22 protein-coding genes and 1 pseudogene are annotated in these 21,521 nt (G+C 64.4%); 15 read left to right on the forward strand and 8 right to left on the reverse strand.

The features are described from left to right. The first annotated feature begins 64 nt into the window (after nt 1–64). The 10 genes from DSOUD_RS03105 to DSOUD_RS03150 all read left to right on the forward strand — a co-directional run bounded on the left by DSOUD_RS03105 (nt 65) and on the right by DSOUD_RS03150 (nt 10,396). Nucleotides 65–2,404: a cobyric acid synthase gene (locus DSOUD_RS03105; protein WP_053549631.1), complete on the forward strand. Its 2,340-nt coding sequence runs from the start codon at nt 65–67 to the stop codon at nt 2,402–2,404. Then, the gene (cbiB, locus tag DSOUD_RS03110; protein ID WP_053549632.1) at nt 2,401–3,357 is read left to right on the forward strand and encodes an adenosylcobinamide-phosphate synthase CbiB; all 957 of its coding nucleotides are present in this window, start codon (nt 2,401–2,403) and stop codon (nt 3,355–3,357) included. The genes DSOUD_RS03105 and cbiB overlap by 4 nt, the downstream gene beginning before the upstream one ends. A gap of 94 nt (nt 3,358–3,451) precedes the next feature. Further along, entirely contained in the window at nt 3,452–4,066 is a 615-nt protein-coding gene (locus DSOUD_RS03115; protein WP_053549633.1) for a hypothetical protein, read from the forward strand. A gap of 24 nt (nt 4,067–4,090) precedes the next feature. Next, complete coding sequence (cobD, locus tag DSOUD_RS03120; RefSeq protein ID WP_053549634.1) at nt 4,091–5,167, forward strand: threonine-phosphate decarboxylase CobD; 1,077 nt, start codon at nt 4,091–4,093, stop codon at nt 5,165–5,167. A gap of 26 nt (nt 5,168–5,193) precedes the next feature. Next, nucleotides 5,194–7,860, forward strand: coding sequence for a chemotaxis protein CheW (locus DSOUD_RS03125; RefSeq protein ID WP_053549635.1), 2,667 nt, complete (start codon nt 5,194–5,196; stop codon nt 7,858–7,860). After that, nucleotides 7,857–8,072, forward strand: a complete 216-nt coding sequence (locus DSOUD_RS03130) for a DUF3820 family protein (RefSeq protein ID WP_053549636.1) — start codon at nt 7,857–7,859, stop codon at nt 8,070–8,072. Before DSOUD_RS03125 ends, DSOUD_RS03130 begins: the two co-directional genes overlap by 4 nt. A gap of 91 nt (nt 8,073–8,163) precedes the next feature. Further along, nucleotides 8,164–8,385: a hypothetical protein gene (locus DSOUD_RS03135; RefSeq protein ID WP_053549637.1), complete on the forward strand. Its 222-nt coding sequence runs from the start codon at nt 8,164–8,166 to the stop codon at nt 8,383–8,385. A 56-nt stretch (nt 8,386–8,441) separates the two neighbouring features. Beyond that, the gene (locus DSOUD_RS03140) at nt 8,442–8,795 is read left to right on the forward strand and encodes a PilZ domain-containing protein (RefSeq protein WP_053549638.1); all 354 of its coding nucleotides are present in this window, start codon (nt 8,442–8,444) and stop codon (nt 8,793–8,795) included. Next, nucleotides 8,792–9,793 carry a tRNA dihydrouridine synthase gene (locus tag DSOUD_RS03145; RefSeq protein WP_279330661.1) on the forward strand — a complete coding sequence of 334 codons (1,002 nt, stop codon included), beginning with the start codon at nt 8,792–8,794 and terminating at the stop codon, nt 9,791–9,793. The genes DSOUD_RS03140 and DSOUD_RS03145 overlap by 4 nt, the downstream gene beginning before the upstream one ends. A gap of 81 nt (nt 9,794–9,874) precedes the next feature. Beyond that, a complete protein-coding gene (locus tag DSOUD_RS03150; protein ID WP_053549639.1) occupies nt 9,875–10,396 on the forward strand; it encodes a hypothetical protein in 522 nt (173 codons plus the stop codon). Between the two features lie 194 nt (nt 10,397–10,590). Here the strand turns inward: DSOUD_RS03150 and DSOUD_RS03155 are convergent, their stop codons facing one another. From DSOUD_RS03155 to nikR, 3 genes are all read right to left on the reverse strand, one after another. After that, the gene (locus tag DSOUD_RS03155; RefSeq protein WP_053549640.1) at nt 10,591–11,340 is read right to left on the reverse strand and encodes an energy-coupling factor ABC transporter ATP-binding protein; all 750 of its coding nucleotides are present in this window, start codon (nt 11,338–11,340) and stop codon (nt 10,591–10,593) included. Next, nucleotides 11,337–12,149: a cobalt ECF transporter T component CbiQ gene (gene cbiQ / locus DSOUD_RS03160; RefSeq protein WP_053552274.1), complete on the reverse strand. Its 813-nt coding sequence runs from the start codon at nt 12,147–12,149 to the stop codon at nt 11,337–11,339. The genes DSOUD_RS03155 and cbiQ overlap by 4 nt, the downstream gene beginning before the upstream one ends. 281 nt (nt 12,150–12,430) lie before the next feature. Next, nucleotides 12,431–12,850 carry a nickel-responsive transcriptional regulator NikR gene (gene nikR / locus DSOUD_RS03165; protein WP_053549641.1) on the reverse strand — a complete coding sequence of 140 codons (420 nt, stop codon included), beginning with the start codon at nt 12,848–12,850 and terminating at the stop codon, nt 12,431–12,433. A gap of 254 nt (nt 12,851–13,104) precedes the next feature. Between nikR and DSOUD_RS03170 the strand changes: the two genes are divergently transcribed. From DSOUD_RS03170 to DSOUD_RS03180, 3 genes and pseudogenes are all read left to right on the forward strand, one after another. Next, nucleotides 13,105–15,093 (forward strand): ribonucleoside triphosphate reductase, encoded by a 1,989-nt coding sequence (locus DSOUD_RS03170; RefSeq protein WP_053549642.1) that lies wholly within the window; start codon nt 13,105–13,107, stop codon nt 15,091–15,093. A 10-nt stretch (nt 15,094–15,103) separates the two neighbouring features. Then, nucleotides 15,104–15,241, forward strand: a pseudogene (locus DSOUD_RS19230) (hypothetical protein); the annotation flags it as partial. A gap of 94 nt (nt 15,242–15,335) precedes the next feature. After that, nucleotides 15,336–16,031: an anaerobic ribonucleoside-triphosphate reductase activating protein gene (locus DSOUD_RS03180; RefSeq protein WP_053549644.1), complete on the forward strand. Its 696-nt coding sequence runs from the start codon at nt 15,336–15,338 to the stop codon at nt 16,029–16,031. Between the two features lie 169 nt (nt 16,032–16,200). Here DSOUD_RS03180 and DSOUD_RS18965 read toward each other — a convergent pair whose 3' ends face one another. Then, the gene (locus DSOUD_RS18965; protein WP_269745864.1) at nt 16,201–16,332 is read right to left on the reverse strand and encodes a hypothetical protein; all 132 of its coding nucleotides are present in this window, start codon (nt 16,330–16,332) and stop codon (nt 16,201–16,203) included. Between the two features lie 339 nt (nt 16,333–16,671). Here DSOUD_RS18965 and DSOUD_RS03185 point away from each other — a divergent pair, with 339 nt between their 5' ends. Next, the gene (locus tag DSOUD_RS03185; RefSeq protein ID WP_053549645.1) at nt 16,672–17,694 is read left to right on the forward strand and encodes an energy-coupling factor ABC transporter permease; all 1,023 of its coding nucleotides are present in this window, start codon (nt 16,672–16,674) and stop codon (nt 17,692–17,694) included. Between the two features lie 218 nt (nt 17,695–17,912). Here DSOUD_RS03185 and DSOUD_RS03190 read toward each other — a convergent pair whose 3' ends face one another. From DSOUD_RS03190 to DSOUD_RS03200, 3 genes are all read right to left on the reverse strand, one after another. Further along, on the reverse strand, nt 17,913–18,527 hold the full coding sequence (locus tag DSOUD_RS03190; protein WP_053549646.1) for a putative metallopeptidase: 615 nt from the start codon (nt 18,525–18,527) through the stop codon (nt 17,913–17,915). Then, the gene (locus DSOUD_RS03195) at nt 18,527–18,784 is read right to left on the reverse strand and encodes a hypothetical protein (RefSeq protein WP_053549647.1); all 258 of its coding nucleotides are present in this window, start codon (nt 18,782–18,784) and stop codon (nt 18,527–18,529) included. The genes DSOUD_RS03190 and DSOUD_RS03195 overlap by 1 nt, the downstream gene beginning before the upstream one ends. Before the next feature lie 71 nt (nt 18,785–18,855). Next, nucleotides 18,856–19,188: a hypothetical protein gene (locus tag DSOUD_RS03200; RefSeq protein WP_053549648.1), complete on the reverse strand. Its 333-nt coding sequence runs from the start codon at nt 19,186–19,188 to the stop codon at nt 18,856–18,858. A 176-nt stretch (nt 19,189–19,364) separates the two neighbouring features. On the opposite strand from DSOUD_RS03200, the gene murI reads away from it, so the two are divergent. After that, on the forward strand, nt 19,365–20,204 hold the full coding sequence (gene murI, locus DSOUD_RS03205; protein ID WP_053549649.1) for a glutamate racemase: 840 nt from the start codon (nt 19,365–19,367) through the stop codon (nt 20,202–20,204). Between the two features lie 60 nt (nt 20,205–20,264). On the opposite strand, the gene DSOUD_RS03210 is transcribed toward murI, so the two are convergent. After that, the gene (locus DSOUD_RS03210; protein WP_053549650.1) at nt 20,265–21,452 is read right to left on the reverse strand and encodes an integrase core domain-containing protein; all 1,188 of its coding nucleotides are present in this window, start codon (nt 21,450–21,452) and stop codon (nt 20,265–20,267) included. Nucleotides 21,453–21,521: the final 69 nt, after the last annotated feature.

Consider the following 21,521-nt stretch of genomic DNA (forward strand, 5'->3'; position numbering starts at 1 on the left):
CGCTCTCCCGGCCATCAGCCTCCTGTCCGCCGGTCCGTCGACGGCGTTTTGAAATGGACGATACATGAGCGGAAAACTTTACGTCGTCGGCATCGGCCCGGGCGGCGCCGAACATATGACCCCCGCCGCCCGGGCGGCGATCGGGGCGGCCACCACGGTGGTCGGCTACCAGACCTACCTGGAGCTTCTCCCCGAACTTCTCGAGGGGAAAAAGCTGGTTTCTTCGGGGATGATGAAGGAGGTCGAACGCTGCCGCCGGGCCCTGGAGATCGCCGGGTCGGGAGAGACCGTCGCCCTGGTCAGCTCCGGCGACGCCGGGATCTACGGCATGGCGGGGCTGGTGCTGGAACTGGCGGAGAACTGGCCGGGGAAGAAACCCGAGATCGAGATCGTTCCCGGCGTTTCGGCGGTCCAGGCCGCCGCCGCTCTCCTCGGCGCGCCGCTGATGCACGATTTTGCGGTGATCTCCCTCTCCGACCTCCTCACCCCCTGGGAAACGATCCGCCGTCGCCTCGAGGCGGCGGCAGGCGCCGATTTCGTCGTCGCTCTCTACAACCCGAGAAGCCGCGGACGGGTGACCCAGATCGTCGAGGCCCGGGAAATCCTTCTGCGCCACCGCTCGCCGCAGACCCCCGTCGGTCTGGTGCGCAACGCCTGCCGCGCCGGCGAGACGGTGACGGTCAGCGACCTCTCCTCCTTTCTCGAGCACGATATCGACATGTTCACCGTCGTGATCATCGGCAATGGGGCGACCAGAGTCGACGGCGCCGGAAGGATGGTGACCCCCCGCGGCTACCAGGAAAAGGGAAAAAGGAAAAAGGAAGAAGCTGGAGAGCCTGAACCGAGTCCTGTAACCGAGCCCCTTTCTTCTGCATCCCCGGCTCGGGCACTCTTCATCGGCGGCACCGGTTCCGACGTCGGCAAGAGCGTCATCGCCGCCGGACTCTGCCGTCTGCTCCGCCGCAGGGGGATTTCCGTCGCCCCCTTTAAGGCCCAGAACATGGCCCTCAACTCGGCGGTCACTCCCGAAGGGGGTGAGATCGGCCGCGCCCAGGCGCTGCAGGCTGCGGCCTGCGGCCTTCCCCCCCACACCGACATGAATCCGGTCCTCCTCAAGCCCAATTCCGATACCGGCTCGCAGGTGGTGATCCAGGGGCGACCGGTGGGAAACATGACCGTCGCCGCCTATCACGCCTACAAGCCCGAGGCCTTCGAGCGGGTGCGGGAATCCTACGGCCGCCTGGCCGCTGCCCACGAGGTGGTGGTGATGGAGGGGGCGGGGAGCATCGCCGAGATCAACCTCATGGCCCACGACATCACCAACCTCAGGGCGGCACAAATGGCCGGGGCGCCGGTCCTGCTGGTCGCCGACATCGACCGCGGCGGCGTCTTCGCCAGCCTCGTCGGCACCTTCGCCCTCCTCGCCCCGGCTGAGGCCGCCCAGGTCAAGGGGATCATCATCAACCGCTTCCGCGGCGAACCGTCTCTCTTGGCGTCCGGCATCGCCGAGGTGGAGCGGCGCTGCGGGGTGCCGGTTCTCGGCGTGGTCCCCTGGCTCAAGCTGCAGCTCCCCGAGGAAGATTCGGTGGCCCTGGGGCGCAAGGTTGCGGCGACGAAAAAAAGCGCCCTGCGCATCGGCGTGGTGCGCCTGCCGCGCCTCTCCAACTACAGCGATTTCGACCCCCTGGAGCAGGACCCGGGGGTGGAACTGGTCTACCTCGACAGGGCGCAGGAGCTCGTCGGCCTCGATCTTCTGATCCTGCCGGGGACCAAGAACACCCTGGACGACCTCTCCTTTCTCCACCAAAGCGGTCTCTTTGCGGCCATTCTCGAATTCCACGCCGGCGGCGGCGAGGTGGCCGGGATCTGCGGCGGCTACCAGATCCTCGGCCGGGCGATCCGCGATCCCCTCGGAGTCGAGTCGGACCGGGTCGCAGGGGAGGGGCTCGGACTCCTCGACGTCGAAACCGTCCTCGGCGCCGTCAAGCAGACCCATCAGGCGGAGGGCCTCCTCCTTGCCGCGGCCGCCGCCGTTGGATTCTCGGGGCCGGAGCGGATCTGCGGCTATGAGATCCACATGGGGGAGACGGTTCTCGGTGCCGATGCCCGCCCCCTGATGCGCCTGATTTCCCGCTCCGGGAAAGCCGTCGATCTCGAAGACGGCGCCGTCTCCGCCGACGGCCGGGTCTGGGGGAGCTACCTGCACGGCCTCTTCGACGACCCGATGACCCGCCGGGGTTTTCTCGACGGTTTGCGCTCCCGGCGCGGCCTCCCCCCGGGTTGCGCCCCAAGCGGACCGACCCTCGAGAGCGAACTCGATCGCCTCGCCGATCACCTCGCAATGCACCTCGACCTGGGTCGCATCCTGGCCCTCCTCGACCTGCCCGGAGGGAAAAAAGAATGATTTTCTGGCTCGTCCCCGCCGCCTTCGCCCTCGACCTTCTTCTCGGAGACCCCCGCTCCCTCCCCCATCCGGTGGTCTGGATCGGGCGCCTGATCCGCCGCCTCGAAGCGGCACTGGAGGAGCGTCCGAAAAATCGCCGGCTGGCCGGAGTGATCCTTGCCGCGGCGACCCTGGCCGTCGTCTTCGCCTCCGCCTGGGGGGCCCTGGCCCTGGCCGGACGGCTGGGGGAGGCCCTCGCGGGGGCTCTGGCCCTGTGGCTGGCCTACACCACCCTGGCGCTGCGCTCGCTGCACAGCGAGAGCCGGGCGGTGGTGACCCTGGTGGAGGAGGGGCGCCTCGATGAGGCCCGGCTCGCCCTCTCCTTCATCGTCAGCCGCGACACCGCCGCCCTCGATCGCGAGGGGATTCTGCGCGCCTGCATCGAGACCGTGGCCGAAAACACCTCGGACGGGGTGGTGGCCCCCCTGTGCTACCTCTTTGCCGGCGGACCCGTCGGCGCCCTCCTCTACAAGGGGGCGAGCACCCTCGATTCGATGGTCGGTTACCGCAACGAGCGTTACCGCGACTTCGGCTGGGCCTCGGCCCGTCTCGACGACCTCCTCAATCTGGTCCCGGCACGGCTCACCGCCCTCTGCATGGTGCTGGCGGCCCTTCTCCTGCGTCTCGATGCCGGAAGAGCGCTGCGCACCGTGCGCCGCGACGCCCGCAAGCACCACAGCCCCAACGCCGGCTTCCCCGAGGCCGCCGTCGCCGGCGCCCTGGGGATCCGCCTCGGCGGACCGGCGGTCTACTTCGGCACGCCGGTCGACAAGCCGGCTCTCGGCGACGATCTCGCTCCCGTCACCCCGGAGCACTACCGGCAGACGGTCGCCCTGATGTATCTCGCCTCTTTGCTGACCCTGGCCGGCGGGGTGCTGCTGACGTGGTGTTTGCGGCATAATCCATGCATCTGAATTTTGACTGATTTTCCCTTTGTCCCCCTGTCGGCGGACGGGGATATTTTTCCCATGGTCGATTTGCTGATTCCATCCATCAAGGAGCTCTGCCATGCTCAACCCCAAGGTACTGCCGGCCTCGGCGCTTTTCGTCCTTCTCCTTTTATTGGCCGCCTGCTCTTCCGAGCCGAAGGCCGTCAAGGCTCTGGAACAGGCCGAAGCTGTGGCCGCCGCCGGAAATCTTGCGGGCGCCATCCCCCTCTACGAGGCGGTTGTCGCCGACTATCCGAAGAGCAAGGCGGCGGTCAAAGCAGAAACCGGGCTCCGGGCGATCCGTCTGACCCTTGCCCGGGAAAAGGGGGAGCTGACCGAGGCCCTGGGGAGTGTCCGCGATGTTCTTGAGGGGTTTGCCTCCATGTACGGGGACTATCCGAAGTCGCTGGCCGATCTCGACAACGGCGAGTATTTCTTCGATGGCTCGTATCTGGCGGGAGTCGTCCCCGGGGACGCCAGGGTCTATCTCCTCTTCGCCGAGGCGCCCCCCTACCGCGTCTGGGCCTTCAAAAATGGCCGGGAGGAGGGGCTTTCCCTCGACGCCTCCGCCGCCGAAACCCGCAGCGCCGTTCGCTCCGAAGCCCTGGCCGCGCTGGAAGCGGCCGGTCCCCCCGTGGTCGAAATCGGCGCCCTGGCCGCCTACGGCAGGCCCGATGCCGGCAAGTCCCTGTAGCCTGTGCCGGGAGAGACCGATCCGATGAATACTTTTCAGCATGGCGGCGGTGTGGCCCGGGCGTCTCGGCGCCTCGGCCTCGACGCCTCGGCCATCCTCGATTTTTCCGCCAGCATCAACCCCCTGGGGATGCCGGAGGCCGTCCTCGAGGCGGCGCGGGGATCGCTTACGCAGGCGGTCCATTATCCCGAGATCGACGGCGCCTCCCTGCGCGGGGCGCTGGCCGATTTTCACGGCATTTCTCCCGACCACATCCTCCCCGGCAGCGGCTCCACCGAACTCATCTATCTCCTCCCCCGGGTGCTGCGCCCCCGCCGGGCGCTCCTGGTCACTCCGGCCTTCAGCGAATACGAACGGAGCCTGAAACAGGGGGAAACCGCCGTCGATTACTTCCCCCTGCGCCCCGAGGACGGTTTTCGCCTCGATCCGGCTCGCCTCCTGGGGCGCCTCGAAGCCGACACGGAGCTGGTGGTGCTGGCCAATCCCGGGAATCCGACGGGAGCGACGATCGAACCGGCGGCCCTCGAGGCGATCGCCGACGGTCTGGCCAACCGGGGGGTCCTCCTGGTCGACGAGGCCTTTATCGATTTCGACCCGCAACTGTCGGTCATCGACCGGGTGCCGAGCCATTCCAACCTCTATGTCCTGCGCTCCCTGACCAAGTTCTACGCCATCCCCGGCCTGCGCGCCGGCTATCTGGCCGGACCGGCCCGGGGTGTCGCCAGGCTGGCGGCGGCCCGTCCCCCCTGGTCCCTGAGCTCCCCGGCCCTGGCGGCGGCTCTGGCCGCCCTCGGCGAAGAGGGGTACCGGCAGCAGACGCTGGCGCTGATCCCTGAGCTGCGCCGGCAGCTCTCGGATGGGCTGGAGTCCCTGGGTCTGACCGTTTTCCCCGGGGCCGCCAACTATCTCCTGGCGCAAATTCCGTTGGGGATGCGCGACGCCGCGTCCCTGGCCGCACGGCTCGAAGAGCAGGGGGTCCTGATCCGCTGCTGCGCCAATTTCCCCCCCCTCGACGAGCGGTATATCCGGCTGGCGGTGCGCAGCGAATTCGAGAACCGGCGTCTCCTGGTTCTGCTCGACGACGCCCTGCACGGACATTAATCATAGGATAGGGACAAGGACAGGGCATGAGCAGATACTGGCTGGTCGATATGGGAGAGGTACGCTACGCCGTCGGCTCGGCCGGCGAGCTGGAACTCCGCAGTGCGCCGCCCGTCTCCCGCCCCCCTCTGAGCCCCGTGGAAATGGCCGGCTTCACCGTTCTCGACGGACGGACCCTGACCCTTCTCGACCTGGCCGCCTGCATCGGACTCCCCCCCGGCGTCGGCCCGTCCCAGATACTTCTCTCCGGCGCACCCGGCGAAATCGCCCTCCACTTCCGCGGTTCTTGCCGTCCTCTCCAACCCGCAGCCGCGGAGATTCTTCCTCTCCCCCCCTTTCTGCAGAGCCCCGTCTCCGCCGACTCTCTTCTCGTCGACGGGGCGGTGATCCCCCTGCTCGATTTCGACCGGCTTCTTGAGGCGATCAGCGCCCCCGACTGGGAGCTCCCCCGTCCGGCGCTGGTTTCCTCCCCCTCCGGCGGCGTCGACTTTTCCGGAGAGTGCCGGCTCTTTTGCGCCGCCGGCACCCTTTTCGCCGCCCCGGCCGGCCTCTTCGAGGGGACGGTCCTCTCTTCGGCGGCGATCACTCCCGTCGCCGCGACCCCGCCGATGGTGGCCGGAGTCGTCCTTCACGAGGGTCGCCCCCTGACCGTTATCGACCTCGCCGCCGCCCTGCACCTCCCTGAGGAGAGTCGTGGCAAGGGGACGATTCTTTCCGCCCGCCTCGACGGAGCACTCTGGGGATTTCTGGTGGCGGAGGATCGAGGGACGATCCCGGTGGCCCATGACGCCCTCCTCCCTCTGCCTCCCCTCGCCCGGCGCCCGGCTATCGCCCATGCCCTGGAACACGGCGGCGGTCTCGTCCCCTGTCTCGACCTGGCCCTTCTCCTTGGAGGAGAGGAAGAAGCCGAAGGGGAGGGGGAGGAAGAACCGGCCGAAGGGGAGATGAGGGGTGAGCGGACCGACCGGGTCCTGGAGTTCGCGCTCCTCGGCAGTCACTATGCCCTGCCGCGGGAAGAGGTCGTCGATGTGCAGCCGCTCCCCGGCTACTGGCCGTTGCCGGGGATGTCGCCGCTCCTCCTCGGTCTGACCCGGCGGGACGGAACCCTCTGGCCGGTCATCGACCTCACCGTCTATTTCGGCTGCCGCCAGGCGATCACGGCGCAGAGCCAGGGGATTGCCCTGACCAAGGGGGACTTCAACGCCGTGATCGTCGCCGGAGAAGTCTTCGGCGAGCGCACCATCCCCCGGGAGCTGCAGCGCGAATTGCCCTTTGCCCTCCCCCTGCCGCTGGTCTACGGCTGCTATCTGCAGGAGAGCGCGGTTCTGCTGGTCCTGAACGCCCGGAGCATGGCTTTGCATTTCAGCTCCGAACTGGCGCAGGATGTCCGGGGGACTTTCCTTGGCCTCGGCGACGAGGCGCCGAAAGAGGCCGCCCCATCGGCCGCCGGCCCTTTTTTCACCGGGATGCCGACTCCGGTGGAGGCCCAGGACGAGAGCGTCGTCACTGTTCCGGAGGCGGAATGCCAGGAGAGCGAGGAGGGAGAAGTTACCGAGGAGGGGAGGGACTCTGGGATCAGGCCCTTATCGCCTCTCGAGGAGGAGACTCCCCCTGCCGCTCTCCTGCCGACCCCGGAAAGCGATCCCCCTCTCCTTGTCCCGCCCCTGAGGCCGCAGGAACTGCCGGAGCTGCCGGAGCTCGCCGCCCGGATCCCCTTGCCAAAACGCCCGGCGGCTGAACCGGCGCCCCCTGCAGCTCCTCCGGATTCCCAGGGGGCGAAGATCCCCCCCCCGTCCGCTCTTCCCGGCGTCGACCCGGTCGAACGTCCCGAAACTCCGGTGATCGCCCCCCCAACCCCTTTCCGGCCGGGTCTTTCGTCGGTTGAGAAGTCTGCCGATGCTGAACTCCCGACGGCGCAGGTCCAGAACGCAGCGCCCCCGGTGCAGGAGGCGGAAAAGCCACCGCCCAGGGATGAGCCTTCTGCACTCCCCCCTCTTCCACCACCGGTGGAGGTCGTCCTGAACGAGCCGGTGGAAAACGTAGCGGGTGCGGTCTGTCCTCTCCCCTCTCCCCTGGGGGAGGAAGAGCCCCCTTCGAGGGGACAGGCCGCCGGGGGAAGGCGCTTCTATTTGGCTGCCGCCGCAGTGGTTCTGTTTGTCGCTTTCGCCCTCTACTGGATCATTCCAGTCGACGGTGAACGGGCACGGCCCGGTGTCTCCTCCCCGTCGGCCAGGGAACGGTTGCCATCGACCGCCCTCCCCGCCGTCGTCCCGGATAAGGCCCCCTACGTGGCGGCTGAGGCTCCGGCGGCAGCGGTCCCTATGGTCGAAGTTGCGGCGACGGACAACCCCGCAGCGGGCGTTCCGGGGATCGAAACACCGGTTGGCGAAGCTCCGGGGGCCGGAAATTCTGCGGAGGCGAGGGCCGTCGTAGCCCCCCTGACCGAGGTCCCCGGGGTTGAACTTGCGCCTCCGCCCTTCGATCCCCCTCTTCCGGGCGCTATGCCGGCGGTGGAGCCCTACGAGGTCCGCCCCGGCGACAACCTGTGGACGATCTCCCGACGATACATGGGCGATCCCTGGGCCTTTCGGCAGCTGGCCCGGGAAAACCGCATCCCGGAGCCGGACCTCATCTTTCCCGGCCAGGTGATCCAACTCCCCGCGGAAGCGAAACGGCGGAGGGCTGCGCCATGACCGGACCGGACAGCAACGAACTGCTCAAGCTCCTTCGGATGCGCATGCCCTTCGGAAAATATGCCGACTGGCGGCTCATCGATCTCCCCGAGCCGTATGTCGTCTGGTTCGCCGGCCAGGGGTTTCCCGAGGGGGAGCTCGGGCAGATGCTTCGCGCCCTGTATGAAATCAAGGTCAACGGCCTCGAATATCTCTTCGACCCCTTGCGGTGAAAGCCCAATTTTCCCGACGGCTGTACAAACCGGTGGTTCAGGTGCTATCTTTATGAAGGTTTTGATTTTTATTTAAGGGAGGAAAACGATCATGAAGGCTTTTAAAATCTTTCTTGTCGGGCTGATCCTGGGGCTGGCTGTGGGTCTGTGGTTCGGGGTCAATCTGGGACGGGACGAACCGCTGCTCAGCAACCCCTTCTCTGAGAAGTCGTTGCAGAAACAGCTGCAGAAGACCGGTGGCGAGATGCTGGAAAAGAGCGGCCAGGCCCTGGAGGAGAGCGGCAAGGCGCTGAAAGAAAAATTCAGCGAGTGACCCCCTGAAGGATGGCCGCCGGAAAATCATATTTAAAAAGTGAAAGTGAGACGGAAATGACAGGGACCAATCGACGGCAAAACCAGCGGCAGAACGCCCTGAATCTCCTCGATTACACGGCTCTGGGAGCCGATGGCGAGATCGCCTTTCGCGGGCTGGGGCGCACCCTCAATGTGGGCGAAAACGGCCTGCTCCTCGAAACGCACCACCCTCTGACGGCGGGTCAGACCGTTCGTATCACCATCGGGCTCCGGGAGGATCTGGTCGATCTCCAGGGACGGGTGGTTCGCATCGAGCCGGATGGGGGGGAGAAGTTTCAAGCGGGGATCGAATTTGCAAGTCTCGAAGGCGATGGACGACGGATCTTCAGTGCCTATCTCGCCGCTTTCAAGGAGACCTTCCTCGGTTGAATCAGGCAGTCGATGAGGTGGCAGAATCTATCCCCCGGACCTTGAACCTCCCCTGGATTCCCGGTTCGTTCCCCCTGATGCTCGCGCCGATGCAGGGGCTGACCAATCGTGCCCTTCGTGCCCTCTTTGTCGAATGGGTGCGCCCCGACGTGGTCTTCACCGAATTCATGCGTGTCGGCCCCGGCGCCCGCCGGACCCTCTCCGCCGTCGACCGCCGGGAGGCGGCCAGCCGCCAGGACGAAGTCCCGCTGGTGGTGCAACTGATCGGCCGCGACCGGCAGGCCCTGGTGGCGGCAGCCGAGGCGGCCCAGGACGAGGGGGCGCTTCACCTCAATCTCAACATGGGCTGCCCCTTCGGCCGTCTCTCTTCCACCTGCGCCGGGGGAGCCCTCCTCAAAACGCCCGACGTCCTTCCCGGACTCCTCTCGGCCCTGCGCGCCGCGGTCCGCGGCAGTTTTTCCGTCAAGCTGCGCGCCGGGTACGACGACCCCCGCCAGGTTTTCGCCCTCCTCCCCCTCTTCGAGTCGGTGGGAATCGACTATCTGATCCTTCATCCCCGCACCGTCGTGCAAAAGTACGCCGGGAGCGCCGATCACCGGGTGACCGCCGAGGTGGTAGCCTCCTGCGCCCTGCCGGTGATCGCCAACGGCGACATCAACAGCGCCGCCGACGGCCAACGGGTGCTGGACCAGACCGGCGCCGCCGGGCTGATGCTCGGGCGCGGCGCCATCGCCGACCCCCTCCTCTTCGAGCGGCTGCGGGGACGGGCCCCGGCCATCCCCGATCCCTGTGAGGAGGCGGCGGTGCTGCACAGATATCTTCAGGCCCTCGAGGTGCGTTACCGGGAAATTTTCTGCGGTGATACCCAGATTCTCAACAAACTCAAGGAGTCCCTGGCCTTCACCAACGCTCCGTCCCTGGCCAGGACCGTCAAGCAGTTGCGCCGCGCCGGCAAACTCTCCGATTTTTCCCGGCTGGTCGCCGCCATCGGCAACTGAAGAGATTCCTGCCGACTCCGCTGCCGGGTTCAGCCCAGTCTTCCCAATCCCGGGCTCTGTTCAGCCCCGAAAGGATCAATCATGGTTTTTTCCGTCCCCGAAGTCGCCGCTTTGCGCCGCCGGACATTTTTCCGGCGGTGTCTTCTCCTCGCATCGCTACTCGGGGTGATGGGAGTCACGGCCGGTGCGGCACGGGGGAGCGAGCCGCAGGCCGAATTCAACGTCGGAGCGCCGCAGCCGCCGAAGGAAAGCGTCATCCAGGTCATCTTCGGCCTCCCGCTGGCGATGCCGACCGAGCGGGGCACCCTGGTTCTCGAGGCCTTCTTCGACCGCAACGGAAACGGCCTGCAGGAAGCCGGGGAAGAGGATCTGCCCGGGGAGCTCACCTGTTCCGTCGACGGCATCGACTACGGCTTGCCGGCCTTCATCCCCGGGCTGAAGCGCAACGGAAATTTCGAGATCCGTTGCCGCGGCGAGCGCTTTGCCCCCACCGGGACCAGCCGGGATGTCTTCATCGAGCGCCGCGGCCAGATCGTCCGTGTCGATCTCCCCTGCCTCCCCGTCGATGTCGCTCCCCCCACCCCCGAGAAGCCCAAGAAATAAGGACTGCCGACCGCTCCTTGTCATCGGCAGAGGCATTGCGCGAAATCGGTGCTGACGACGGAGCCTCCTTCCCCGGCAACTCCTTTCTCAATGCTGCAGGCAATTTCGCCTGAAGTACCGAAGCTCTGAAAACAAGGGGGCCGTCCGATTATGGACGGCCCCCTTGTCGTTGCGGGACGGGCTTCCGGCGTCTCCTAGAGGGAGCACACCGGGCACCCCTGCAACCGCAGCGGCTTTTCCAGATGGCTGGCGGCGAGGAGCTCCTGATCCTGGAAGATTGCGGCGGTCGGTCCGTCGGCGGTGACCCGTCCGTTGTGGATGACGATGGTCCGCTCGCACAGGTCGAGAACCAGATCGAGGTCGTGGGTGGCGATGATCTTGGTGTGGTGAAAGCCGCGCAACAGTTCGATGAGCCGACGCCGGGCGCGGGGGTCGAGGCCGGTGGTCGGCTCGTCCATGACCAGGATGTCCGGCTTCATGGAGAGGACCGAGGCGATGGCCACGGAACGCTTTTCCCCCCCGGAAAGGCGGTAGGGGGGGCGGTCCTGCAGATGCAGGGCCTCGACCCGGGCCAGGGCCTCGGTCACCCGGGCCTGCACCTCCTCAGGGGGCAGGCCGAGGTTGAGGGGACCGAAGGCGACGTCGTCATAGACCGTCGGCATGAAGAGCTGGTCGTCGGGGTCCTGGAAGACCATGCCGACGGTGCGGCGCACGTCGCGGATCGTCTCCTTGGTCAGGGGGAAGTCGCCGATTCGCACCCGTCCCTCACCGGGAGTCAGGTAGCCGTTGAGGTGCTGCAGCAGAGTCGACTTGCCGGCGCCGTTGGCGCCGACGATGGCCACCGACTCGCCGTGATGAATGCAAAAGGAGATCCCCTGCACCGCGGCGGTCCCGTCGGGGTAGGCGTAGCAGAGGTTGTCGACCTCGACGATGTGATGGCTCATCGGAACAGCTCCGTTAACAGGGTGCCGAGAAGGTGCGGCAGGTTGAAGAGCCGCAGGGCGATAAAGGCCGCACTCCAGCCGAGGGTGAAGATCACCTCGGGGCGGCCGATGTGGGAACGGCGCAACAGACGGATGTCGCCGTCGAAGCCGCGGCAGAGCATCGCCAGGTGGATGCGCTGGGCGCGGTCGACGGTGCGCAGCAGCAGCTGCCCGATCAGGTGGCCGAATATCTTCATCCCCATGCCGCGTCCGGCAAAGGAGCGCAGGGCCCGGGCCCGCACCAGACGCTGCCCCTCGTCGACCAGGACGAAGAGGTAGCGGTAGAGAAAGAGGAGCTGCAGGGCGAATATCTTCGGGGCGCCAAGCTTCTCCAAGGCCATGCAAACCCCGGCAAAGCTGGTGGTGGCGATCAGAACCAGGGCGGCGCTCACGGTGAGGCCAAAGCGCAACAGGATCGAGGCGAAGGAGACCCATCCTCCCGAGACGGTCACTCCCCCGAAGTGGAGGAGGGGGGCCGGATCGAGCCAGGGGTTGAGAATGCCGACAAAAAAGGCGAAGGGGGCGGCGATCAGGAGCTTCTTGCCGAGGTAGCCGGCGGGGAGCTCGCCGCGGAGAATGAGCGCCATGGGGAAGAGGGCGAAGGGGAGAAGGGCGGCGATCTGGTAGCGGCCGAAGGAGACCACCGTCACCACGAAGACGAGGGTCGTCACCAGTTTGGCCCGGGGGTCGAGACGGTGGAGGGGCGTATCGCCACCGGCGAGGGTGTCGAGGGTGCCGATGTCGAAAAAGGCCGTTTCGATTTTCGCCATGAAGGTGGCGGCTCCGGGTCGGGTGTCGGGGTGAGATCGGGGGGTGGCGGCCATTTCCGTGGCGGGACCCCTGGCGTTTGTCCATCACGCCTCTTCTATTTACAAGAAGGGTGCCACGGCGGCGAAGGGAGCAACGCCCGGGTTTTGCCCCCCTTCAATGACGGAATTCTGCCGCCGCAGCGAGGGACGGGGAGCCTCCTGGCGGTTTTGTGTCATACGTTTTATCGTTTCGTGGCACACCTGGTTCGAGCTCTCCCCCGGGTATCGCTTGCAGGGGGGCTTTACAGGAGGTCCTTCCCGGTGGTCGTGGTCACCAGTTTGCCGTGCTTGACGCCCTTGGTGCCGATCAGCTCGTCGGCCAGGCGCTTGACTTCCCGCGCTTTCCCCCGCACCACCACAACCTCCAGGCAATGATGGGCGTCGAGGTGGACGTGGAGCGCCGAGACGATGGCGTCGTGGTGGCTGTGCTGCTGCTCGGTGAGCTTGTCCGACAGGTCCCGGGTGTGGTGGTCGTAGACGAGGGTGACGGTGCCGACCGTCTCGTCGTTTCCCCGGGCCCACTGGTCCTCGATGAGGGCGCCGCGGATGAGGTCGCGAATCGCCTCGGAGCGGTTGGCGGACCCCTTTTCGGCGATCAGGTCGTCAAAGCGCCGCAGGAGGCGGTCGTCGATGGATATTCCGAAACGGGTCAGATCGGCCACGGGACTCCTCACGGCAGCAGGGTTTTCTCCCGGCCTGTTTAGCATGATGCGCCCTGCGGGTCAAGAATGTTGACGGCTTAGCAGGGTTCATCCACAATCTGTCCACGGACTGTTCACAAGATCTAGTGGTTTTTATGAAAAAAAATACCCATATCTAGTGGTTTTTGCCTTGACTCCGCGGGCGGCTGTGTTAACTTTCACCCTGATTGTCGCCTGGGGCGACCTGTGTCCATTCGGCGGGGGAGGGAGCTGGTATGCTGGAATTTATCCGGAAGAGAAACGGGCGGCTGGTCCCCTTCGAGGCCGAAAAAATCGACGGGGCGATCTGCAAGGCGGTTCGCGCCGTCGGCGGAACGGACATGGCAAAGGTCGCCGGCATCACCCGGCAGGTGGCGGGGATACTCGAGGTCCTGTACAAGGACGAGAGGGTGCCGACGGTGGAGAACGTGCAGGATCTGGTGGAGAAGATCCTCATCGAGAACGGCCATGCTCAGGTCGCCAAGGCCTTCATCCTCTACCGCAAGCAGCATGAAGCCTTGCGCAAGACCCGCGAGTTCATGCAGGAGTCGATCGAAGCCATCGACTCCTACCTGACCCAGGAGGACTGGCGGGTCAACGAGAACGCCAACATGGGGTACTCGCTGCAGGGGCTCAACAATCACATCGCCGCCAACATCACCAGCAACTACTGGCTCAATAAAATCTATCCCGCCACCATCGCCGGCGCCCACCGCGAGGGGGACTTCCACATTCACGACCTCGGGATGCTCAGCGTCTACTGCTGCGGCTGGGACTTGAAGGACCTTCTCCTCAAGGGGTTCACCGGCGCCTACGGCAAGGTGCAGAGCGCTCCTCCGGCCCATTTCCGCACCGCCCTCGGCCAGGCGGTCAACTTCTTCTACACCCTGCAGGGCGAGGCGGCCGGCGCCCAGGCCTTCGCCAACTTCGACACCCTCCTCGCCCCCTTTATCCGCTACGACAAGCTCTCCTACAAGGAAGTCAAGCAGTCGATCCAGGAGTTCATCTTCAACATGAACGTCCCGACCCGGGTCGGCTTCCAGACCCCCTTCACCAACATCACCATGGACATGACGCCGCCGAAGAACATGGCCGGCGATGCGGTGGTCATCGGCGGCAAGCTGATGGACGAGAGCTACGGCGACTTCCAGGAGGAGATGGACCAGCTCAACCGGGCTTTCTGCGAGGTGATGATGGAGGGGGATTCCTCGGGTCGGATCTTCTCCTTCCCCATTCCGACCTACAATATTACCGTCGGGTTCGACTGGGAGAGCGAGCGATTTCAGCCGATCTGGGAGATGACCGCCAAGTACGGCATCCCCTATTTCTCCAACTTCATCAACTCCGACATGGATCCCGAAGACGCCCGCTCCATGTGCTGCCGGCTGCGCCTCGACAATCGCGAACTGCGCCGCCGCGGCGGCGGCCTCTTCGGCTCCAACCCCCTGACGGGGTCGATCGGCGTGGTGACGCTCAATCTCCCCCGGGCCGCCTACGTCGCCGAGAGCAGAGAGCTCTTTTTCACCCGCATCTCCGAGCTGATGCGCCTGGCCTTCGAATCGCTGGAGATCAAGCGCAAGCAGCTCGAACGATTCACCGAGGAGGGGCTCTACCCCTACAGCCGTTATTACCTCGGTGCCATCCGCGAGCGGACCGGCCACTACTGGGACAACCACTTCTCGACCATCGGACTTCTGGGGATGAACGAGGCCTGCCTCAACCTCATCGGCGTCGGCATCGAAACCCCCGCCGGCAAGACGCTGGCCGGGGAGACGCTCGCGTTCATGCGCCGTCAGCTCGAGGCCTACCAGGAGGAGACGGGCCACCTCTACAATCTCGAGGCGACCCCCGCCGAGGGGACGAGCTTCCGCCTCGCCCGGCGCGACCGCAAGCGTTTTCCCGAGATCCTGACCGCCGGCAGCGACGAGCCCTATTACACCAACTCCACCCAGTTGCCGGTGGGGAGCACCGACGATATCTTCGCCGCCCTTCAGCATCAGGACGGGTTGCAGACCCTCTACACCGGCGGCACCGTCTTTCACGGCTTTCTCGGCGAGCGTCTCGATGACTGGCGCAGCGCCCGGCTGCTGGTGCGGCGCATCGCCGAGAATTTTCATCTCCCCTATTTCACCCTCAGTCCGACCTTCACCATCTGTCCGGTTCACGGCTACATCAGCGGCGAACACTTTTCCTGCCCCCATCACCACGAGGGGAAGGCGGCCTGACGGATGTAATTTGCAGGGGCGAGGCATCCCTCGCCCTGGGCGACCCATGGGTCGCCCCTGCGTGACCCCCAAAGGAGGCTTTATGGCGACCAAGTGCGACGGCAAGACCGAGGTTTATTCCCGGGTGTGCGGTTTTTTCCGTCCGGTACAGCAGTGGAACAAGGGGAAGAAGGAAGAATTCAAGGACCGCACCGAATACGTCGTCGGCGCGTCCAAGAGCGAAGACTAGGGGACCAGGGACGATGGGGATCAAGGGGTTTCAGGGGACCAGTCTCCTCGACTATCCGGGGAAGATCGCATCCCTCGTTTTTTTCGGCGGTTGCAACCTGACCTGTCCCTTCTGTCACAATCCGGGGCTGGTCCTCGATCCCGGGCAGTACCCCGATCTCTCCGTAGAACTCCTCATCGAAGGGCTGGCGGAGCGCCGCACCTTCATCGACGGCGTGGTGATCTCCGGCGGGGAGCCGACCCTCGACCCCGCTCTTTCCGAACTTCTGCGGCGGGTCAAGGAGCTCGGGCTGCTGGTCAAGCTCGACACCAACGGTCTGGCGCCCCGCGTCCTCGAACGGCTCATCGACGGGAATCTGGTCGATTATGTCGCCATCGACCTCAAGACCGCGCCGGAGCGTTATCCGCAGCTGCACTCCGGACCGGTGTCCCTGACCGATCTCCAGCACAGCGTCTCCCTCCTTGTGGGCGGCGCAGTGGACCATGAATTTCGTACCACCTGCGTCCCCGGTTTCGTCGATCAGGAAGATATCCGCCGGATCGGCGAAACGCTGCAGGGGGCGCGGCGCTGGGTGCTGCAGCAGTTCGTTCCCCGGCATGCCCTCTCCCTGCAGGTGCAGGGCATCGAGCCCTATCCGCCGGAGCAGCTCGAACTTCTGGCGTCCCTGGCGGCACCCTACGCCCGGGAAGTGTCGATCCGCGGCCTGTGACCGCTCTCCGGGGGGGATCAGGACGAAAAAAAGCCGCGGCGGCCGCCACGGCTTTTTTGTTTCTGGATGGGAATACAGCTATTGGGACGGCGGCTAAATGTTTAAATGTAGGAGCGCCTTCAGGCGCGATTGATCGCGGCTGAAGCCGCTTCTGCAGGGTCGACGTCGGCTAGAAGCGCAGCCAGAGGATGAAGGAGAAGCTGATGGCCGCCACCACGCCTCCGGCCAGGACATAGAGGAGGTAATCGAGGGCGCTGTGTCGGACCCTGTTCTGACTCTTGTCTGTTGTGGATGTGTTCATCGGTCCTCGTCGGCAAGGGAGGTGTTCTTCTCCGTAGCGGAACTTGCGGTTGATTATCGATGCAACATGGATACCAAGCGGAGGCAGTCGACGACGAGGCAGGGCAGGTGACCGATTTTCAAGGGAAATACTTCCTTTCAAGGAGGGTTTCCCTCTCCCGGTCGGTGTTTCCGCGGAGCCGGTTTTTTCCGGTCCGGTCATATTGCGGCACCCTGTCGTGCTACGGATCGATACTTCGGTAGCATCTTTCCATTGACAGCGGCGCCGCTCCTTGTGTATTTTCGGGGTGATTGCCGGGGCCGGCGGGAACGGTGCTCCGGCTTGCGAGGAGATTTTGTCATGCACATGGCCGATGCCCTGCTTTCCCCCGCCGTCGGCGGCACGATGTGGGCGGTGACCGCCGGGACCATCGCCTGGTGTTCCCGGTGCATCAAGGGAGCCCTCGACGACAGCAAGCTGCCGCTGATGGGCGTTCTCGGCGCCTTCGTCTTTGCCGTACAGATGATCAATTTCGCCATCCCGGGGACGGGGTCGAGCGGACACCTCGGCGGCGGATTGCTCCTGGCGATCCTCCTCGGACCGGCAGCGGCCTTTCTTTCCATCGCGTCGGTCCTCACGGTGCAGGCGCTCTTTTTTGCCGACGGCGGACTTCTGGCGCTCGGCTGCAACATCTTCAATCTCGGTTTTTTCCCCTGCTTCGTCGCCTGGCCGCTGGTTTTTCGCCGCCTTGCCGGAAACGACCCTTCTCCCGGGCGGCTCTACGGCGCCACGGTTCTGGCGGCCCTGGTCGCCCTGCAGTTAGGTTCTTTTGCCGTCGTGGCCGAAACGGCGCTCTCCGGGGTGGCCGAACTCCCCTTTACCACCTTTCTGCTGGTCATGCAGCCGATTCATCTGGCGATCGGGCTGGTGGAGGGGGTCGTCACCGCGGCGCTCATCGCCTTTATCGTCCGGGCCCGCCCCGAGATCCTCGCAACGGCGCTTTGCGGCAAAGGTTCCAGGAGGGTCTCGCTGAAACCACTCCTGGCCGCACTCGGTGTCGCCACCATCCTTGTCGGGACAGGCCTCTCATGGTTCGCCTCCAGTCGTCCCGACGGCCTCGAATGGTCCATCGCCCGGGTGGCCGGCGGCGTCGAGCCGCAGGCGCCGCTGGATGGATGGCACGGCACCCTGTCCGGCCTGCAGGAAAAGATCGCTCTCTTCCCCGACTACGGTTTTCGGGGGAGGGGAGGGGACGCGCCGACGGCCGAGTCCGAGACCTCCGTCGATGCCGGCACCAGCCTTTCCGGACTCGTCGGCGGACTGGCGACGCTCGGGATTTCATTGCTGGTCGGCCTTCTGCTGCGCCGCCGGCAGAGAACTTGAACCCGGGTACGTCGGGGCATGCAGTAATGAAGGCTTCATAAAGACTAATTTGCCACCAAGGCACCAGGACACCAAGTAAACCATTTTTCTTTTAACTGATTTTGCTGGTGCCTCCGTGTCTTGGTGGCTAAAAATCTAATTTAATGGTTTTATCCAGAGAGCATCAAAAAGACAGGCCGTCGGATCATTCCGGCGGCCTCTCTTCGTTTCAGGGGGGATCAGAGCCGGCTGCGGGCGATGAGAATGGGGCGGGGGAGGGGGACCGAGAGGCCGGTGAGGCGGACTTTTTGCTGCAGCCACTCTTCCTCGCCGAGATGGAGCCAGTCGAGGAGGAGTGGGTCGGGGGCGGCGGCCAGATAACGGTCGGCCAGGGTGTCGATGTGGCGGTTGTAGGCGCGCCGGGAGGAGCCGTGGGCGAAGTTGCGTCCGGAAAAGCGTCGGATGTCGCCGTCGCAGCGCACCGAGATGTGGTAGAGCTCGTGAATCAGGGTGCGCAGCTTCTCCTCGAAGGTGAGGCGCAAAAAACGCGGTACCAGGATGTGGATCAGGTAGAGGATCTCCCGCCCTTCGTGGACCAGGGCCGGCATGCGGTAGGTTTCCCGAAATCGCCCGCGGCGCCGGGTTACCTCCTGGCTGCCGGCGGAAAAGCGCAGCGGGGCGATACGGGCGTAGGTGCCGTGGGTTCCGGCGGCCCGGGAGCGCCCGAGGGCGAAGAGGATGCGCCGGGAATCGATATGCGCCAGATCGGGAAGTTTCAGGCAGAGGTCGGCGCCGAGTTCGGCGAGCCGGGCGGAGAGGTTGATCCGCACCGGTTCGCCCCCCCCGGGGGGCATCAGCGTTCCTCGAGCTTGTGGCAGAGGAGGCAGCGGGATTTGGGGGGATGGTCCTTGGGGAACTGCACGCCGTCGGCGTTGTGGCACTCCTCGCAGAATTTTTCGGCGACCTTCTTCCCCTCCGCCTTGACGAGGGTGTAGAAGCGCTCATGGGTTTCGTCGAAGGGGACGCGGTGGGTCGATTCCTTGGGGGCTGCCCAGAGAAATCCGAGGATGACGGCGGCAACGGCAATCAGGATATAGTCGCGCTTATTCATGGAATATCCTTTTTAAGGCCGGAGGTCCAGGGTCTCCGGCAGGCATGGGTCAATCCGGCCGAGAGCCGGGATCAGTCCGACTTGATGAACAGCAGGTAGATGACGATCATGATCAGCACGGCGCCGCCGCCGACGAAAACCAGCAGGGTCTGGTTGTTGAGGCCGGTGAGGCTGGTGTCCTGCTGCAGGGTGTAGGAAAGGAGGCCGGCGAAGCCGACCACGGCGAGGATCGTGGTCAGCATGATCCGCCAGCGCATGAGGAGCGCCAGCAGTGCCAATGCGCCCATGGCGCCGAGGAAGAGGGGGTTGTGGATCAGGTCCCCGACTTTCATCTCCTGAAGGGCGGCGACGACCTTGGCGGTTTCAAAATTTTTGAAAAAGTCGATTGCTGTGGAAACGTCCATCGCGACTCCTGTCATTGTTCGGGAAGGTAGGAATGGCCAAGAGCTTCGGGGCGTAAAGATAGCAGGTTTCGCCGGCAAAGGCAAAGGTCAAATGCCCCGCCACCCCTTGACTTTTCCCTCCCCTTTCCCTAGTATCACACGCTTGGTTTGCAGAGCTGTGGCGAGGAGGATGGGGCGTGTCTGAGAGGGCGATCGGAATATTCGATTCTGGGGTCGGCGGCCTGACGGTGTTCAAGGAAATCCACCGGCTTTTTCCCGGAGAAGAGCTGCTCTATCTCGGGGATACCGCCCGGGTTCCCTACGGGACCAAAAGCCCCGGGACGGTGCTGCGTTACGCCCTCGAGGCGGCCGCCTTTCTCGTCGATCAGCGGGTGAAGATGCTGGTGGTCGCCTGTAATACCGCCTCATCCGTGGCCCTCGAGGCCCTGGCCGAGCGTTTCAGCCTGCCGGTTCTCGGGGTTATCGCCCCCGGTGCCCGCAAGGCTGTTTCCGTGACCCGCAATTGCCGCATCGGCGTCATCGGCACGGAGGGGACGGTAAAAAGCGGCGCCTATACCCGCGCCATTCATGCCCTGGCACCGGAGGTCGAGGTCTTTGCCGCACCCTGCCCACTCTTCGTCCCTCTGGCCGAGGAAGGGTGGTCCGACCACCCCGTCGCCCGCCTGGCGGCCGAGGAATACCTGGAGCCGCTCATGGCCCGGGGGATTGATACCCTGGTCCTCGGCTGCACCCACTATCCCCTGCTGAAGAAGACCCTCGGCGCGATTCTCGGCGACGGTGTGACCCTGGTCGATTCCGCCGAGGAGACCGCCAACGAGGTCGCCGGGGTTCTGGCACGGGACGACCTGGCGCGGCGCGGTCCGCTCCTCCCCCCGCGATTTTTTGTCACCGATGTACCGACCCGTTTCGAACGCGTCGGCGGCGCCTTCCTCGGCACCCCCCTCTGCGGGGTGGACCGGGTGGAGATCGACGGTGCCCTGTTCCATCCCCTCGACGATTCCCTGCGGCGCCGCTGAACCGATGTCAATTTTCTGTCCAGGTTTTGTACGGGTCAAGGACATAGGTAACAAAAAAGTTCAGATACATGGGTTACACATTAGTCTCAAATAGTCGTTCCGTGCCCGTTTAACTTGCCGCATATCGAAGCTACCTAATTTTAGGAAACCATAAAAGACATTCCAAACACCATCTGCGATCTCTTCGATGCCGACCCTTTCACCCTGGAGGAGGCAGGCGATGTAAATACGGTGTCCTTGGTGGTAAATGATCCCGTTGTATTGAACCTGGACAACCTTGAAGTGACCGGGATACTCCAACTCTGGCAATGAATCTGGCATCGTTCGTATCGACGGAATGTACAGGGAGGCTGGAGTTTTCTGGCCGAGACTTTCATGCGGGCGCTCATTATTGTACCGGTTACGAAAATCATCAAACGCCTGCTGCTGGAGTTCGCTCGTCCGGGCCGGAGGGATGGCGGTCGCCTCCTTTAGGGTCTTGTGCATGCGTTCATGTTGGCCATTTTGTTGCGGTTTTCCGGGTTCGATGCGTTCAGGCATAATGCCGAGTCGAATCCACCATTTGGACAACTGCGATAGTCCTCCAACGGAAAGTGATGCGAAGGGCACGCCGTTGTCCGTGCGAATCCGCCATGGCAATCCATATTCCCGAAAAAGGGTTTCAAAGGTCTTCTTCGTTGGTTCAAGCCGCGTCCCTTCAAAGATCCGGCAATCCAGCAAGAAGCGGCTCTGATGATCCATGACAGTCAGCGGATAACACCAGGTGCCGTCCATGGTTTTGAATTGTCCTTTGAAGTCTGCCGACCAGACGTCGTTCGGTTGATTCACCGGGGAGAAGGGCAACTGGCCGGCTGGAACCCTTTTCCGGCGCCGTTGAGGATGAACCAGCCCTTCCGCGACAAGAATCTTGTAAATGGTCGTTTTGGAAGGAATGTCCCAGTCCGGGTGATTCTGTTCGAGAAGTACCCGGATTTTCTTTGGACCCGGCGAATCCCGAGGAGTTGTCCTCAGTTCAATGATCGCTTTCCGAACAGCATGGGGGGTATTCCATGGGTGCTGGAGCGGTCTGCGGGAATGATCACTCAATCCTTCTAGACCCAGCTCCTTATAGCGAGCAACCCACTTATAGCCGGTCTTTCGGCTAATGCTGTAACGATGACAAAGTTCGCTGAACGTGGTCACCTCCCGCAGGTGATCGGCAATGAACAGCAACTTTTGATCCATAGGCTTCACCTCTTCCCAGGGCATGGGGCACCTCCTTGCAGAAAGTGCCTTCAGGATACAAAAGTGTTACCTATGTACCTGAACCGAAGTGTT

The organism is Desulfuromonas soudanensis (genome assembly GCF_001278055.1).
Taxonomy (GTDB): domain Bacteria; phylum Desulfobacterota; class Desulfuromonadia; order Desulfuromonadales; family WTL; genus Deferrimonas; species Deferrimonas soudanensis.

What these genes read in the sequence shown, in the direction of transcription:
- DSOUD_RS03105 (WP_053549631.1), top strand. Translation starts at nt 65, where the DNA reads ATGAGCGGAAAACTTTACGTCGTCGGCATCGGCCCGGGCGGCGCCGAA.
- cbiB (WP_053549632.1), top strand. Translation starts at nt 2,401, where the DNA reads ATGATTTTCTGGCTCGTCCCCGCCGCCTTCGCCCTCGACCTTCTTCTC.
- DSOUD_RS03115 (WP_053549633.1), top strand. Translation starts at nt 3,452, where the DNA reads ATGCTCAACCCCAAGGTACTGCCGGCCTCGGCGCTTTTCGTCCTTCTC.
- cobD (WP_053549634.1), top strand. Translation starts at nt 4,091, where the DNA reads ATGAATACTTTTCAGCATGGCGGCGGTGTGGCCCGGGCGTCTCGGCGC.
- DSOUD_RS03125 (WP_053549635.1), top strand. Translation starts at nt 5,194, where the DNA reads ATGAGCAGATACTGGCTGGTCGATATGGGAGAGGTACGCTACGCCGTC.
- DSOUD_RS03130 (WP_053549636.1), top strand. Translation starts at nt 7,857, where the DNA reads ATGACCGGACCGGACAGCAACGAACTGCTCAAGCTCCTTCGGATGCGC.
- DSOUD_RS03135 (WP_053549637.1), top strand. Translation starts at nt 8,164, where the DNA reads ATGAAGGCTTTTAAAATCTTTCTTGTCGGGCTGATCCTGGGGCTGGCT.
- DSOUD_RS03140 (WP_053549638.1), top strand. Translation starts at nt 8,442, where the DNA reads ATGACAGGGACCAATCGACGGCAAAACCAGCGGCAGAACGCCCTGAAT.
- DSOUD_RS03150 (WP_053549639.1), top strand. Translation starts at nt 9,875, where the DNA reads ATGGTTTTTTCCGTCCCCGAAGTCGCCGCTTTGCGCCGCCGGACATTT.
- DSOUD_RS03155 (WP_053549640.1), bottom strand. Translation starts at nt 11,340, where the DNA reads ATGAGCCATCACATCGTCGAGGTCGACAACCTCTGCTACGCCTACCCC.
- cbiQ (WP_053552274.1), bottom strand. Translation starts at nt 12,149, where the DNA reads ATGGCGAAAATCGAAACGGCCTTTTTCGACATCGGCACCCTCGACACC.
- DSOUD_RS03170 (WP_053549642.1), top strand. Translation starts at nt 13,105, where the DNA reads ATGCTGGAATTTATCCGGAAGAGAAACGGGCGGCTGGTCCCCTTCGAG.
- DSOUD_RS03180 (WP_053549644.1), top strand. Translation starts at nt 15,336, where the DNA reads ATGGGGATCAAGGGGTTTCAGGGGACCAGTCTCCTCGACTATCCGGGG.
- DSOUD_RS18965 (WP_269745864.1), bottom strand. Translation starts at nt 16,332, where the DNA reads ATGAACACATCCACAACAGACAAGAGTCAGAACAGGGTCCGACACAGC.
- DSOUD_RS03185 (WP_053549645.1), top strand. Translation starts at nt 16,672, where the DNA reads ATGCACATGGCCGATGCCCTGCTTTCCCCCGCCGTCGGCGGCACGATG.
- DSOUD_RS03190 (WP_053549646.1), bottom strand. Translation starts at nt 18,527, where the DNA reads ATGCCCCCCGGGGGGGGCGAACCGGTGCGGATCAACCTCTCCGCCCGG.
- DSOUD_RS03195 (WP_053549647.1), bottom strand. Translation starts at nt 18,784, where the DNA reads ATGAATAAGCGCGACTATATCCTGATTGCCGTTGCCGCCGTCATCCTC.
- DSOUD_RS03200 (WP_053549648.1), bottom strand. Translation starts at nt 19,188, where the DNA reads ATGGACGTTTCCACAGCAATCGACTTTTTCAAAAATTTTGAAACCGCC.
- DSOUD_RS03210 (WP_053549650.1), bottom strand. Translation starts at nt 21,452, where the DNA reads ATGCCCTGGGAAGAGGTGAAGCCTATGGATCAAAAGTTGCTGTTCATT.